Origin of the sequence: Acinetobacter sp. YH12200 (genome assembly GCF_013418175.1) — a bacterium.
Lineage (GTDB): Bacteria > Pseudomonadota > Gammaproteobacteria > Pseudomonadales > Moraxellaceae > Acinetobacter > Acinetobacter pseudolwoffii.
The window spans coordinates 42,440-55,767 of the sequence record NZ_VPCO01000002.1; the positions used below are offsets into that span (position 1 = coordinate 42,440).

Here is a 13,328-nt window from a genome sequence, read left to right on the forward strand (position 1 = left end):
CTTATCCTGTAGAAATAAAAAAGAGCATCGTTGTGATGCTCTTTTTTAAATACCAATTCGTTTTTGAATTAAAGGCGCATTTCAATGCCTTGCGCTGCCATATAGGCTTTGGCTTCAGGAATGGTATGTTGACCAAAGTGGAAAATTGACGCTGCCAATACTGCATCAGCACCGCCATGAATAATCCCGTCCGCCAGATGTTGTAAATTTCCTACACCGCCAGAGGCAATAGTCGGTACAGTGACGCGGTCATTGATAGCACGCATCAGGGCGATGTCATAACCGGCTTTGGTGCCGTCGGCATCCATTGAGGTAATCAGGAGTTCACCTGCGCCGTAATTGGCCATTTGTTCTGCCCATTCCAAGGCATCAATGCCGGTCGGTTTGCGGCCGCCGTGGGTGAAAATTTCCCATTTATCTTCGCCGGTTTTTTTGGCATCAATGGCGACCACGATGCACTGTGCACCAAAACGTTGAGATGCTTCCTGGACAAACTCAGGATTAAACACTGCAGCAGAGTTAATGCTGACTTTATCTGCGCCGGCATTGAGCAGTAAACGGATATCTTCGACTTTACGTACACCGCCACCGACGGTGAGAGGCACGAACACGGATTCGGCCATACGTTCTACGGTACGGTAAGTGGTATCGCGTCCATGATGTGTAGCGGTAATATCAAGGAAAGTAATTTCATCGGCACCCTGTTCATTATAACGGCGCGCCACTTCAACCGGGTCACCCGCATCACGAATATCAAGGAACTGGACACCCTTGACCACGCGACCGTTATCCACGTCCAGACAAGGAATAATACGTTTAGCTAGCATAAATTTTTCCAATTATTACAGCCGATTATGAAACTCACCCACGCAAGCGCTACACCTTGGCAGATGGAAACGGTATTCTAGCAAAATTATGTAAGTTTTTTCGCAGGTTTTCTATGTCGGTTTATACCACTTTGACTTTAAAGGAAGTTCAGGATTTTGCAGCGCCTTATGGTTTAAAGGCAATTGACCTGATTCCGATTCAAGGCGGTATTCAAAATACCAACTATTTTCTGGTCTGCGAAGATGCGCAATATGTGCTGACCGTATTTGAAGATATGGATGAACAGGCCGCTGGTGAACTGGTGCCGGTACTGGAGCATTTGGGGCAGGCCGGTGTGGCCGTTCCGGTGCCGTTATCACATTCAGGCAAAGCCATTCACAGCATTAAAGATAAACCGGCACAGATTGCACCACGTATGCTGGGCGAACATCCGATGCCAGCGACCGTGGCACAAGCTGCAGCGATTGCCGTAGCGCAGGCGAAAATGCACGTGGCATTGCAAGACTTCCAGCTAGAGCGTAATTTCGTGCGCGACCATGCCTATTGGCTGGCAGTTTCCCAAGAGATCAAACCGAGCTTAAGTCCGGCCGACAAGGCCTTGCTGGCTAAGCTTTTAGGCCTGTATGAGGCTTTAACCACAGTCTATCCTGACCGTCCACGTGGTTTTATTCATTCCGATCTGTTCCGCGACAATACCTTGTTTGAAGGCGATCAGCTGAATGGCATTCTGGATTTTTATGAACTGAATAAAGATGAACTGCTGTTTGATATTGCCATTACCTTGAATGACTTCTGCACTGATTATCCAGCGCTAAGCTTGAATGAAGAACGTGCAGTTGCTTTTTTAAATGCTTATGAAACTATCCGTCCCTTAACCCATGATGAAAAAGCCTGTCTGGAACTGTATCTGGCCATGGCCGCAGGGCGTTTCTGGATGATGCGTTTACAGGTGGCACAGCGGAATGCGGCACTGGGTCGTAGTGGTGAAGATATTTTGCAAAAAAATCCGGATGAAATGCGCAATATGTTGATTGAACGACTAAAATTCGTCACAGCTTAAGTATTCACATACAACAGGATAAAAAAATGCGTGATCAGGGACGTTTAGTAGAATGGTTTGATGACAAGGGTTATGGCTTTATTCAACCGGTTGATCCGACCAAAGATCGCGTATTTCTGCATATCAAGGACTTTGCCAAGCAGGGGCCACGCCCGATTGTCGGCTGTGCCCTGGATTATCTGGTCATTCTGGATGAGCGCGGACGTTATCGTGCGCAGCAAGTTATGTATCTGAAAGCTTCACAAACCAAAACCTCTCAGGCCAAGCTCAAACCGTCCAAGCCACAGCAGGCACAGAAATTACAAGCAATGCAGATTGCCTGTGTGGTGTATATCCTGTTTCTAAGCGCTTTAACCCTGGGCGGTCTGCTCAGTGGACTGGTGTTGTTGCTGGTCAGTCTGATGAATGCGCTCAGCTACTGGCTCTATGCACAAGACAAGGAAGCGGCCCAGCTGGGTAATCGCCGTATTCCGGAAAATACCCTGCATCTGGTGGCTTTTTTAGGTGGCTGGCCGGCAGCCTGGCTGGCACAGCAAAAACTGCGACATAAAACACAAAAACAACCATTCCGGCAGATATATTTTTGTACTATAGCCTTTAACATCATTTTGATTCTATGGTTAATTTCCCCATTTAACAGTTTAAATATTTAGGGGAAGCATCAGGAGGGGACGTGAACTATTCCATTGATAAAGACCCAAACCGCACACTGACTTTCGCACTCTACATCTTATATATTGTGGCCATTTTTAGCGCTGGCCTGTTGGCCATCGTGGCATTGATCATTAATTACGTCAAACGTGGCGATGTACGCGGTTCAATTTTTGAAAGTCACTTCACCTGGCAGATCCGCAGTTTCTGGTGGTATCTGGTCTGGAATATCATCGCCTTTATTCCATTCTTGTTTCTGTTTTTTACCGGCGAAGACCCGAACCTGTTTGCAGGCGTGGCCTTTGGTGCATCCGCTTTCTGCTTGCTGGTGGTGTTTCTGGCCTGGGTCTGGATTGTATATCGCGCGATTCGTGGCATGATGCGCTTGAATGACAACCGGCCAATGTACACAAAATAATTTTAGTCCTCTTTTCTCAGGCAAAAAAATCCCCCTTGATTAAAGGGGGACTGAGAAGTCAGGAAAGATCTTGCTTGAATTCTTCTGCTCGTTTTCTTCTTAAAAACTTCGGTTTCCATTCACTGGCAATTACGCCCAGTACCACCATTAATCCGCCCAACAGTGCCAGTGCAGGTAGGCGTTCTCCTGCAAGTCGGCCAAAAAGCGCTGCCCATACCGGTTCACCGGCATAGATAATTGCTGCCTGTGATGGAGCTACCCTACGTTGTGCCCAGTTCATGACCAGTTGAATCATCGCACTGGCAATGCCTAAACCGACTAAGATGCCTGCCAGATGCCAGTGAAATTCAGGTAGCTGAGATTCACCTAAAACAGGTGCAATCATAAAGCAGAACAAGGACGCAAAAATCAGTTGCAGCACTGTGACCCGGCGTACATTCACCTGCTCAGCAAAATAACTGATCAAAATAATCTCCAGGGCAATGGCAATGGAGCCAAGTAAAGTCAAAGTTTGTCCAAAACTGAGCTGAATTGCTGCAAAGCCATTACCAGTCAAAAACAGCAGCCCGATAAAGGCAAACAATGCCCCGATCCAGGTCATCACCTGAGGTTTTTGACCAAACAGCAGCCAGAGCAGGATTGGTACCAGTGGAACATACAAGGCGGTTAAAAAAGCAGACTCGCTGCTGCTAATCGTTTGCAATCCCACGGTTTGGGTGCCGTAACCGATGGCGATCATGAGCCCAATCACCGCGCCGGCAATAATCTCCTTGAGGGTCATACCTTTTAAAGATTTTAATGAGATCAGGGTCACGGCAATGGCGGCTGCAGCAAAACGCAGCCCAACAAACATAATCGGACTGCTAAAATTCAGCCCGTATTGTACAGTAATAAAACTGCCGCCCCAGATCAGGGTAATCAGAATTAAAGCAAGCTGCGGAAGTTTGGCTGCCAGAGCGGGAGAGCGAAAAGTGGAGATGAGGGTCGACATATCAGGAGATCGGAAAATAACAAATAAAAAAGAGGTCCGAAGACCTCTTGTGCAGCAGGCTTAATTATAGCGCCTGTTGTTCATCTAGCAATAACTGCGCTTCACGCAGGCTTAATGTACCTTCGTAAATGGCACGACCAGTAATAGCACCTAGAATGCCCGGCTGATCTTTCAGGTTACGGACGTCATCCATATTGGTTACGCCGCCTGAAGCAATCACAGGTAAACCTGAATATTGTGCCAGATTTACGGTTTGCTCAATATTCACACCCTGCATCATGCCATCACGGGCAATGTCAGTATAGACAATGCTGGATACGCCCGCATCGGCAAAACGCTTGGCCAGATCTGTCGCTTTGACATCCGTCACATTGGCCCAGCCATCGGTTGCCACCATGCCATTCATGGCATCAATGCCGACAATGATATGACCCGCGAATTTTTTGCATGCTTCTTCTACAAATTCAGGATCCTGAACTGCTTTGGTACCAATAATCACAAAAGATACGCCTGCTTGCAGATAATGCTCGATGGTTTCCATCGAACGGATACCGCCGCCAATCTGGATCGGTAAATCTGGCTGCGCTCTGGCAATGGCTTCAACCACTGGCTTATGGATAGGCGTACCTGCGAAAGCACCGTTTAAATCCACTAAATGCAAGCGGCGAGCGCCTTCATTTACCCAATGCTGTGCTGTTGCGACCGGATCGTCAGAAAATACGGTATCGTCTTCCATACGACCTTGTTTTAAACGGACACATTTGCCATCTTTCAGGTCAATTGCAGGGATGATCAGCATGCTTTCGCTCCTTGCTTAATCTTTAGAATGAATTTGAGTGAGTTCATCTTAGCAAATAAAGTCGAAATTTCTAACTCTTAAACAGTATCAATAAAGAAAACCTGTCCGAAGACAGGTCGCAGTCAGGTAATTTATTTTTATCCTTTTAATGATTCAGCGACTGCGCATACGATCTGCTTTATTTTCACTGGCACACTGATTAGACATAGCTATAAGTTTGAGACAGATGGTCTAGTGAATTGACTTGGCCCAGCTGCGCTCCCAACTCATAAAGTCCCTGATTGACTGTACTGACAGTTTCACCCACTAAACCGACCACCGTACCTGCAACTGGCAGGCTGGTCGCGACGTCCGTGACCGGAACCAGGTCATTGAGCAGGGCATCCAGTGTGCCCGATACATCCTGAATTACGCCGCCGACACTGGCGACCGGATTTTCTAGGGTATTGTTAATCAGCTCAAGTGGATTGATTGCTGCCACATATTGTCCGGTTTCATCGACCAGACCACTTAGATTGCTGCCAGTCTGCCCAATCGCGGTCACCACATCACCCAGGATCGGTAAGTTAGCCAATGGAGCAGTCAATGGAGCCGTAGCGGCAAGCACACTGTCCAGAATGTCAGATACACCCCCTAGACCCTGACCCAGCAGATCAGTCGTACCATTCAAGGCAGTATTAACACCGCATGCTAAGTCTCCTGCAATCCACTGGTCCGAGATGGCATGTACACCTGCGCTGACGCCACTGACCAGACCAGTGCTGACATTCAGGACGGTCGATAGCAGATCTCCGACAACGGGCAGTGCACCGAGCTGAGCGCTAAGAGGCGCAGTCAGATCCGATACGGTTGATACCACTTCATCTACCACGGTGATCACCGTTTTAGTCAGCACACCCAGTGCTGTCGTAATCCCTTGCAGTGCCAGACTCAGCACGCCACTGATTTTTTCACTCAATAAACTGAACATGTGTATTAACCCTCGAGAACATGTACATCCTGATCGGATGATGAATAAGATGGCTCATGTTTTAGCAAATTTTTTAATAAAAAACAGAGCGGAGAAACTGCAAATAGATCATGAAAAATAAAGAAATTATAAAAAGTTGAATATATTCAAATTGCTAAGTTTGAAAATTGTTATTGTTTTAAAATGTAAATAAAATCAGTAAATTAATTTGAATTTTATGGTGCTTTTTGAGATTTTATGCCTCAAGATTGGGCATGATTCTATCTGAAGTTAAGTTCCAAGTTAAAGAGACGCTGAAAGTTGCTAAATTCACTTGGGATGGGCATTTAAGCAGTCTTAATATTGCCAACTTTTGGGGCAGAATCTGATTTACACAAAGTTACATTGTTGCGGTGTGCTGAAGACATTAAATCCTTGATGAAGGGCGTAGACGTAATTTCAGTGATGTATTCGGAATTTCTTTAGGGAGTAGATTTCGGCGCAGCAATTCTTCAAATACCAACACTGGCGCATAGGCATCTGCAGCTGCATAGTCAATCTGGGCTGCACTTAAGTTTTTACTGGCCCAATTGGAAGTGCTAATCCGTTTCGATTTAGGGAAATTTAGTCCAAATAACAGGGCGATGGCATTTTTCAGTCCGACCGGATTTTTTAGACCAAAATGACCGAAGCATTTCGACAGTTCAATCACGCTATTCAGTTCTATGCCTCGTTTACGAAACAGATGCGCATCATTTTTCAGGCCAAAACCAACCTTGATCTGATCACGATTGGCAAAAATTGGTGCAAGAAAAGCCCAGATGGCCGGGTTCATTTGAAATAAATAGGCTTTGTCTAGAGTGGCCAGCTGAATTAGATGTGGCCCGGTAGAGATTTCACCGACTTTAAAGGTCGGTTTGGATTCAGAATCAAAGCCAAATAGTGCACAGCTTTTCAGCTCCTGTTCAACAGCCAGACATTGTTCCAGACTATGAATAAGTTGAATCTGCGGCATGGGAAGATTTTGAAATACAGGAAAGGCCTGAATCTGTTCTTTGCTCGGCAGTATTGTCGGCTGGAGCGCTTCCATAATTATCAATAGTTCACTGGGCTTGGGCACTCAGCTTAATTACTTTTCGACGTTTAAGCAAAAATAAAGCCTAGCTTGACCAGCGGAATGAGGATCAGGAGCCACAAGGTCATCAGCATGTTCCAGCCAGATAAGACAGGCGGTCAAAACATCCATTTGGCCTTAAGGCTGATTCACGAGTGTGAGAGTATTGATACATTATTTTATTCCCATATGCTTTAATTATTGTTTAAATATAAGAGCTTGACTAAGCAGAATAATAATTCTAGTGACTAAGAAATAGTCATGATTCTGGTGGTAGATTAATCTGAACGAATAAAAAAGCCCGCAATCTGCGAGCTTTTTAAGTGAAAGGAAAATCAGATTTTCCAGTCCACAAAGTTTTTCAGTAATTGCAAACCTGCGGTATGGCTCTTTTCCGGATGGAACTGGGTCGCGAACAGGTTTTCTTGATGAATCGCGGTACAGAACTCGATGCCATAGGTACAGCTGGCAGCCACCAGCTCTGAATTTTGTGGCTCGACATAGTAGCTATGCACGAAGTAGAACCGCGCATCCTGTTCAATATTGTTCCACATCGGATGGTCTGGATTGGCCTGATGTACCTGATTCCAGCCCATATGTGGCACTTTTAGACCGGCCATTTCCGGGAAATGCTTGACCGCACCTTTGAAAATACCCAGCGCATTTGTGCCACCATTCTCTTCAGAATGCTGCATCAAAGCCTGCATCCCGACACAGATTGCCAGTACCGGTTTGTTAAACACTGCATTGCGTACCACTTCATCGATACCTGCTTCATGCATGCCTTGCATACAGTCACGCATGGCGCCCACACCCGGAAAGACAATTTTGTCTGCTTGCGCAATCAGTTTGGGATCATTGGTCACATCAACCGTGGCACCGACATGTTCGAGTGCTTTTGCCGCAGAGTGCAAATTTCCCATGCCATAATCAAGAAGGGCAATACGGGTCATTACAGCGTTCCTTTGGTTGAAGCGACCGTGTTCGCAGCACGCGGATCCACTTCACAGGCCATACGCAGCGCACGCGCAAAAGCTTTAAATACGCTTTCGATCTGGTGATGGCTGTTTTTGCCCTTCAGGTTGTCGATATGCACGGTCATCAATGAATGGTTCACAAAGCCCTGGAAGAATTCAGAGAATAAATCCACATCAAAACGGCCGATCATGGCACGGGTAAATGGAATATCCATAAACAGGCCTGGACGACCAGACAGATCCACCACAACACGGCTTAAAGATTCATCGAGTGGTGCATAAAAGTGACCGTAGCGTTTCAGGCCTTTTTTATCGCCCAGCGCTTGTGCAAAAGCCTGACCCAAGGTAATACCACAGTCTTCTACGGTATGATGGTCATCAATTTCCAGATCGCCTTCACAATGAATATCAATATCAAACAAACCATGACGCTTGATTTGATCAATCATATGGTCTAAAAATGGAATACCCGTGTTTAAGGTGCCTTGACCAGTACCGTCGAGATTCAAACGAACTCGAATTTTGGTTTCGTTGGTATTTCTTACCACTTCACTGATACGATCTGTCATAGACACGTTCCTCAAATACGTCAAAATGATTGATGTAGAAAATATTTTCGCCGTGACGACGTCACCGCATATTAGATTGCTCAGGAGGGTTTATCAATGCCTATTACCGTACATGCTTATACTTCTTTAGAAAATGATGAAGTGCGCAGCCAGCTTGAGCGACTGTATGACACTAGCCCTGAATTTAGCGATGGGGCAGATGCCATGGAACAACTAGAGCAAAACCTTACACAGTATACCTCAGTTTATAGTGCAGAATTTAATACCAAGATTATCGGGGCAATCTGGTGCACCGGACAGGGAGAAAGCCGGATTCTGGAAAATATCGTGGTGCATCCGGCCAACCGCGGGCGTGGCGTTGCAGAAAGGCTGGTCAGTGAAGTCTGCCGCATGGAAGAAGAAAAAGGGGTCAAGAATTTTGTGCCGGGGTGTGGTGCCATCCATCGTTGTCTGGCCAATCTGGAAAAAATCTAAAAATAGATCAAGCAGTCGCAGCCTTCGGGTTGCTTTTTTTGTAACTAAGACCGCAGATTTGTTTTATTAGTGAAGTCTTTGGTAAAAACTGTTTAATTTATGACACAAATTGATGCGATTTGATGGAAAAGTAAACATTTGATGAAAATTATTCTCTGCGCTCTTGACGATTTAAAGCTGAAACTGTTTAATACGCGACATCGGCGTGATAGCTCAGTAGGTAGAGCAACGGATTGAAAATCCGTGTGTCCCCAGTTCGATCCTGGGTCTCGCCACCATATTTTAAAACATTTTAAAGTTTTCAATCCCTGATCCCATCAGGGATTTTTTTTAGACCAAAATTCAGTCATTCAATTATTTTTTTTATAATTTTGATTGACTAATGCAGCCAGATACGGCTTAATACACCGCATCGGCGTGATAGCTCAGTAGGTAGAGCAACGGATTGAAAATCCGTGTGTCCCCAGTTCGATCCTGGGTCTCGCCACCATATTCGAAAAAACCTCAAACATTGTTTGAGGTTTTTTTTCGCCTGTCATTTTGTCTTTCAGCTGAAAACAGTGGTTTTGCCTCACTATTCGGCTTTCAGACGATGAGTCCATGCTTTGCTGACTTTCAGGATAATTCACATGAGTTGCCATTCATCTGAGCAAGCATGAGTTATCCAATTAATCAATGTAATCTAGTAGATAAGAATATTGAAAATAGACTGGATCATCGTCAGTTGCAGTATTTGGGCCATCAATAATAGGGGAAAGGCAAACCAATGAATATCATGAAAATGTCTATATTCGGACTCATGCTCGGTGTTTACAGCATCGGAGCACAAGCCGAGGACAAGCAAGCGGTCGTGACGCTACCGACCCTGACCGTGATGGCCGAACCTGAAATGAGTAATGAAACCGGCTATGTGCCTTTTGTACAGGAAGAAAAGAATCTGCGCGCCTTACAGCATCAGGTGATTCGTGGTACCCGGGATGCAGAGAATTTCATGGTCAATCCTGATGTGGTGGCAAACCTCGAGATCCAGCCCATAGAAGCCCCTGATCTAGATTCACTGTCACCGGCACTACAGCAGTATGTGCTGACCATTGCCAAGGGACTGCAATCCAGTGATCCAACCCAAGGGTTATATACCATTCTGGAAAATTTTGGCATTGATCGAAGTAACAGCCTACAGCCAGATCGCAATATGAAGATCCAGATCAATCTGGACAAGGTGAATATCGACCTGCTTGAAAATCACCTTAATGTACCTGCTGTCATACAATTACCGAAACAGCCCTGAAATACTGTCCAATGCTACCTATCCATCCCCGCCAGTCGGGGATTTTTTATTGCTAAAATTTACGGTAAAAGGAGCATGAATTTCTAATCGCCCGCTTAAAACCAGCATCGAAAGATACGCCAGTAATCATGCTGAAATGACCGTGTATCAATACTCACAGTAATACTGATCATGTTTACACAAGTTTAAGGAACAATAGGGTCTCTCCCCCTGAAATGATGATGCGGAGGTTTTCCTTATGCGTCCCCTTAGCACAACTTTCCTGATGTTACTGAGCCTGTTTACTGCACTGCGCCTGGTCAATGCACATGCCGCAACAGACCCAGTCACTTTACCGACACTGACCGTGATGGCAGATCGTGAATTGCGTGAAGAAATGGAATTCATGCTTCCCCTGCAACAACAATCCAGCCAGAAAAAGGCGTTAAAGATGCGGATGCTGAAGATTGAACGCGAATTGCAGGACTACACGGTCAATGCTGATTTCGCGGGTGATCTCGACATTCTACCGAGCAGCAATCCGGCACGACTGGATAGCCTGCCACCGGGGCTGCAACAGTATGTACAGGCCATTGCAGATGGTTTGCGCTCTGCTGACCCTCGTGATGGTATTTATCTGATGCTGGTGCCATTTGGTATTAACCGTAATGCAACGTCAGTTCAGGCTGCCCGAGAACAGTTCAACCTGAATAATATTGACCGGGCGCTGCTGAATGAATGGTGTTCGGCGAACGCTTGCTAGATAAAGTCAAACGATACAGCGCGAGCTTAAAACAGGATTTCGATCTGATTTCCTTTTGGAACAGTCCGTGCCTTTGCAGAGGTTTTGTATAGAAGAATTGATTTATGCTTAAAAAATAAGCATATTGATAAAAAGGAAATCTATACATAACTTGCAGCAGGGGAGCATGTGCATGCCGCGTGTTTTTATGATTTTAGCCGCTGTGACACTGGCAATTTTTATCGGACTGTTTTATCAAAACTCTGCCCAGAAAAAACATCAGGCTGATTTGCTCGAATATGAAACTGTGCTTGAAGAAAAGACCGAGAGCATTGCGCAGCAAGCGCAGGACTGGTCTAAGCCGATTGAGCTTGAGCTTGAAGATGACCGGTTGGATGGAGACTATGCCATCATGGCTGAATTCATGCTGGGTCAATTGCGTGACAGTGCCGAGGAGCGGAATCAGTACCTGCGTGATTTAAAAGCGGCCAACTGGCAGAATTTTCTGGATATCGACCGCCTGGCCAAGGATCAGGCACAAGACTATAAAGAAACTGAAGCCATGCTCAAGCAGGTTCATCATATCGTCAACAGCTATGAGCAGAAAATTCAGCAGCGAGATGCCGAACTGATCAATAAGGCACAGCAACTGGATATTAAAAACCGTTATCGCCAGCAACTGAGCCAGACCCTGAAAGATAGTCAACAAAATAGTAATGCGCATGTCATTTTTGAAATTGAAAAACAGACTTTGGCCAAGGCCGATGCCTTGTTTGCCGTATTGAAAAAGCATAAATGGCAAAAGAAAAATAAAACCTTCATGTTCTATGAAGATCAAGCAGTGCAAGAATTTAATGCACTGTATAAAGAAATATTAAATCTGAATAAGCAGATGGAACACATTGCGAGTGCCAACCAGAAAGCGGTGGAAAACAAGTTATAACTTGGCAGAGATAACCGGATTGCCATAGGACTGTCATCTGCTGTTCAAACTCGCTTGCTAAGTTGGAGGGGTCGCACAGATCACGACATAACATTCAGGCAGGTGAGTCATGCAAACAATTCAGGTTTTTGCTGATATTCAGCAGATGTACGGTGAGTTTGTCGCAAATAAAACATGTCCAAAATTACAAAGTCTGAATAATGAGGGCAGGAGCCGATTTTTCTTGAATCAATATTTCAAGCTGATAGAAGACTGGCACTATACCGAACAGATTGTCATCCAGTTTAATCAGCAGTATTTCAGTCTGGATCTGGGAGGCGCGCCGGATTTTATGGATCAGGAAAATTATATGCGCTGGCTACAATCAGAACTACTGCATTAATCCAGTCACCCTATTCATTCTCTGGCTAAACTCAAGCTGTCGATCGAGGCAGCTTTTTTATTTTCCAGATTTGGTCTGCATCTTGCTGCTGTATTGGCACAGCGTAAATAAGCGCTGATTCCAATTCCGGCCTGAACCAGCTATGCTGAAATGAATAAAACCGTCGCTATAAGCATGACAGGCGGCGCATGCATGAGATGGAGGGCGATATTGATGCAAGAACTGATTTGTTATAAGCAACTTCCGGTCTGGACAGAAAAGAGTATTCCTCAGGGCTTCAAGAATCAGCACAATACCAAAGCAGGGACTTGGGCCAAACTGACGTTACTTAAAGGTGAGTTGCATTTTGCCATGCTGGAAGCATCCGGTGCGGTGCAATCTGAACATGTGTTTACACCAGCGCAGCAACCGCCATTTATTGAACCTGAGGCTTGGCACAAGATTGTTTCTGCCAGCGAGGATATCGAATGCCAGCTGCGTTTTTATTGCCGGCCTGAAGATTACTTCATCAAAAAATATCAGTTGAATCCTACCCATTCTGAAGTACTGGCTGCCATGCCCTATTTAAAGGGTGGCCGTGCGCTGGATGTCGGTTGCGGTACAGGACGTAATGCGCTGTATTTAAGTCAGAATGGTTTTAATGTCGATGCCTGGGATGTCAATGAAAACAGTTTGCAGACCTTAAGACAGATTGTGCAGACGGAGCACATTGATCACGTGCAGATCCAGCGCCGTGATCTCAACACAGATACCAGCATTACAGGCCAGTATGACTTCATTTGCTGCACCGTGGTGATGATGTTCCTCGAGGCGAAAACCATTGCACCCTTGATTGCGCAGATGCAGCAGGCCACCGTGCCGGGTGGTTATAACCTGATTGTCTGTGCGATGGATACGCCAGAGATTCCGGTACAGCCCGATTTTCCATTTAGCTTTAAGCCGGGCGAGTTACGGGCTTATTATGAGGACTGGAAGATTGTGAAATACAATGAAGATATTGGTGAGCTGCATCGGGTGGATGCGCAGGGCCAACGGATTAAACAGCATTTTGCGACCATGCTGGCGCAAAAGGTCGAATAAGTGCTTTAAGCTGCTGTTAAACTCTTGAATTAAAATGAGAGTGTTCAAAACAAAAAAAGATGTCGTAATGACATCTTTTTTATG

The 13,328-nt window shown here is 45.5% G+C and carries 16 protein-coding genes and 2 tRNA genes; 11 read left to right on the forward strand and 7 right to left on the reverse strand.

The genetic code is table 11. The features are described 5' to 3' along the window. Positions 1-68: 68 nt before the first annotated feature. Positions 69-827 (reverse strand): imidazole glycerol phosphate synthase subunit HisF, encoded by a 759-nt coding sequence (gene hisF / locus FTU90_RS01740; protein ID WP_005095173.1) that lies wholly within the window; start codon positions 825-827, stop codon positions 69-71. Positions 828-940: 113 nt separating this feature from the next. On the opposite strand from hisF, the gene FTU90_RS01745 reads away from it, so the two are divergent. The 3 genes from FTU90_RS01745 to FTU90_RS01755 are packed head-to-tail and all read left to right on the forward strand — an operon-like array spanning position 941 to position 2,957. Next, on the forward strand, positions 941-1,888 hold the full coding sequence (locus FTU90_RS01745; protein ID WP_180071859.1) for a homoserine kinase: 948 nt from the start codon (positions 941-943) through the stop codon (positions 1,886-1,888). A gap of 26 nt (positions 1,889-1,914) precedes the next feature. Continuing rightward, complete coding sequence (locus tag FTU90_RS01750) at positions 1,915-2,541, forward strand: DUF1294 domain-containing protein (RefSeq protein WP_180071860.1); 627 nt, start codon at positions 1,915-1,917, stop codon at positions 2,539-2,541. Between the two features lie 20 nt (positions 2,542-2,561). Beyond that, positions 2,562-2,957, forward strand: a complete 396-nt coding sequence (locus tag FTU90_RS01755; RefSeq protein WP_180071861.1) for a hypothetical protein — start codon at positions 2,562-2,564, stop codon at positions 2,955-2,957. Between the two features lie 58 nt (positions 2,958-3,015). On the opposite strand, the gene FTU90_RS01760 is transcribed toward FTU90_RS01755, so the two are convergent. The 6 genes from FTU90_RS01760 to hisB form a co-directional block, all read right to left on the reverse strand. Beyond that, positions 3,016-3,948 carry a DMT family transporter gene (locus FTU90_RS01760; protein WP_180071862.1) on the reverse strand — a complete coding sequence of 311 codons (933 nt, stop codon included), beginning with the start codon at positions 3,946-3,948 and terminating at the stop codon, positions 3,016-3,018. Between the two features lie 64 nt (positions 3,949-4,012). Next, positions 4,013-4,747, reverse strand: coding sequence for a 1-(5-phosphoribosyl)-5-[(5-phosphoribosylamino)methylideneamino]imidazole-4-carboxamide isomerase (gene hisA, locus FTU90_RS01765; RefSeq protein ID WP_074383906.1), 735 nt, complete (start codon positions 4,745-4,747; stop codon positions 4,013-4,015). A 199-nt stretch (positions 4,748-4,946) separates the two neighbouring features. Next, positions 4,947-5,717 (reverse strand): hypothetical protein, encoded by a 771-nt coding sequence (locus FTU90_RS01770; RefSeq protein WP_180071863.1) that lies wholly within the window; start codon positions 5,715-5,717, stop codon positions 4,947-4,949. Positions 5,718-6,123: 406 nt separating this feature from the next. Next, positions 6,124-6,786 carry a 3'-5' exonuclease gene (locus tag FTU90_RS01775; protein ID WP_159138361.1) on the reverse strand — a complete coding sequence of 221 codons (663 nt, stop codon included), beginning with the start codon at positions 6,784-6,786 and terminating at the stop codon, positions 6,124-6,126. Positions 6,787-7,145: 359 nt separating this feature from the next. Beyond that, the gene (gene hisH / locus FTU90_RS01780; RefSeq protein ID WP_180071864.1) at positions 7,146-7,763 is read right to left on the reverse strand and encodes an imidazole glycerol phosphate synthase subunit HisH; all 618 of its coding nucleotides are present in this window, start codon (positions 7,761-7,763) and stop codon (positions 7,146-7,148) included. Then, positions 7,763-8,356 (reverse strand): imidazoleglycerol-phosphate dehydratase HisB, encoded by a 594-nt coding sequence (hisB, locus tag FTU90_RS01785; RefSeq protein ID WP_005095198.1) that lies wholly within the window; start codon positions 8,354-8,356, stop codon positions 7,763-7,765. The genes hisH and hisB overlap by 1 nt, the downstream gene beginning before the upstream one ends. A 96-nt stretch (positions 8,357-8,452) precedes the next feature. Here hisB and FTU90_RS01790 point away from each other — a divergent pair, with 96 nt between their 5' ends. The 8 genes from FTU90_RS01790 to tehB all read left to right on the forward strand — a co-directional run bounded on the left by FTU90_RS01790 (position 8,453) and on the right by tehB (position 13,244). Further along, positions 8,453-8,830 (forward strand): GNAT family N-acetyltransferase, encoded by a 378-nt coding sequence (locus FTU90_RS01790; protein ID WP_005095200.1) that lies wholly within the window; start codon positions 8,453-8,455, stop codon positions 8,828-8,830. 202 nt (positions 8,831-9,032) lie between these two features. Further along, a tRNA-Phe gene (locus FTU90_RS01795) sits at positions 9,033-9,108 on the forward strand. A gap of 136 nt (positions 9,109-9,244) precedes the next feature. Continuing rightward, positions 9,245-9,320, forward strand: a tRNA-Phe gene (locus FTU90_RS01800). A 276-nt stretch (positions 9,321-9,596) separates the two neighbouring features. Then, positions 9,597-10,118, forward strand: coding sequence for a hypothetical protein (locus FTU90_RS01805; RefSeq protein ID WP_180071865.1), 522 nt, complete (start codon positions 9,597-9,599; stop codon positions 10,116-10,118). Positions 10,119-10,356: 238 nt separating this feature from the next. Continuing rightward, the gene (locus tag FTU90_RS01810) at positions 10,357-10,860 is read left to right on the forward strand and encodes a hypothetical protein (RefSeq protein ID WP_180071866.1); all 504 of its coding nucleotides are present in this window, start codon (positions 10,357-10,359) and stop codon (positions 10,858-10,860) included. Between the two features lie 172 nt (positions 10,861-11,032). Beyond that, positions 11,033-11,782: a hypothetical protein gene (locus FTU90_RS01815; RefSeq protein WP_180071867.1), complete on the forward strand. Its 750-nt coding sequence runs from the start codon at positions 11,033-11,035 to the stop codon at positions 11,780-11,782. Positions 11,783-11,891: 109 nt separating this feature from the next. Beyond that, positions 11,892-12,164: a hypothetical protein gene (locus tag FTU90_RS01820; protein ID WP_180071868.1), complete on the forward strand. Its 273-nt coding sequence runs from the start codon at positions 11,892-11,894 to the stop codon at positions 12,162-12,164. Positions 12,165-12,377: 213 nt separating this feature from the next. After that, positions 12,378-13,244, forward strand: coding sequence for an SAM-dependent methyltransferase TehB (gene tehB / locus FTU90_RS01825; protein WP_180071869.1), 867 nt, complete (start codon positions 12,378-12,380; stop codon positions 13,242-13,244). The last annotated feature ends 84 nt before the right edge of the window (positions 13,245-13,328 follow it).

What these genes read in the sequence shown, in the direction of transcription:
- hisF (WP_005095173.1), bottom strand. Translation starts at nt 827, where the DNA reads ATGCTAGCTAAACGTATTATTCCTTGTCTGGACGTGGATAACGGTCGC.
- FTU90_RS01745 (WP_180071859.1), top strand. Translation starts at nt 941, where the DNA reads ATGTCGGTTTATACCACTTTGACTTTAAAGGAAGTTCAGGATTTTGCA.
- FTU90_RS01750 (WP_180071860.1), top strand. Translation starts at nt 1,915, where the DNA reads ATGCGTGATCAGGGACGTTTAGTAGAATGGTTTGATGACAAGGGTTAT.
- FTU90_RS01760 (WP_180071862.1), bottom strand. Translation starts at nt 3,948, where the DNA reads ATGTCGACCCTCATCTCCACTTTTCGCTCTCCCGCTCTGGCAGCCAAA.
- hisA (WP_074383906.1), bottom strand. Translation starts at nt 4,747, where the DNA reads ATGCTGATCATCCCTGCAATTGACCTGAAAGATGGCAAATGTGTCCGT.
- FTU90_RS01770 (WP_180071863.1), bottom strand. Translation starts at nt 5,717, where the DNA reads ATGTTCAGTTTATTGAGTGAAAAAATCAGTGGCGTGCTGAGTCTGGCA.
- FTU90_RS01775 (WP_159138361.1), bottom strand. Translation starts at nt 6,786, where the DNA reads ATGGAAGCGCTCCAGCCGACAATACTGCCGAGCAAAGAACAGATTCAG.
- hisH (WP_180071864.1), bottom strand. Translation starts at nt 7,763, where the DNA reads ATGACCCGTATTGCCCTTCTTGATTATGGCATGGGAAATTTGCACTCT.
- hisB (WP_005095198.1), bottom strand. Translation starts at nt 8,356, where the DNA reads ATGACAGATCGTATCAGTGAAGTGGTAAGAAATACCAACGAAACCAAA.
- FTU90_RS01790 (WP_005095200.1), top strand. Translation starts at nt 8,453, where the DNA reads ATGCCTATTACCGTACATGCTTATACTTCTTTAGAAAATGATGAAGTG.
- FTU90_RS01805 (WP_180071865.1), top strand. Translation starts at nt 9,597, where the DNA reads ATGAATATCATGAAAATGTCTATATTCGGACTCATGCTCGGTGTTTAC.
- FTU90_RS01810 (WP_180071866.1), top strand. Translation starts at nt 10,357, where the DNA reads ATGCGTCCCCTTAGCACAACTTTCCTGATGTTACTGAGCCTGTTTACT.
- FTU90_RS01815 (WP_180071867.1), top strand. Translation starts at nt 11,033, where the DNA reads ATGCCGCGTGTTTTTATGATTTTAGCCGCTGTGACACTGGCAATTTTT.
- FTU90_RS01820 (WP_180071868.1), top strand. Translation starts at nt 11,892, where the DNA reads ATGCAAACAATTCAGGTTTTTGCTGATATTCAGCAGATGTACGGTGAG.
- tehB (WP_180071869.1), top strand. Translation starts at nt 12,378, where the DNA reads ATGCAAGAACTGATTTGTTATAAGCAACTTCCGGTCTGGACAGAAAAG.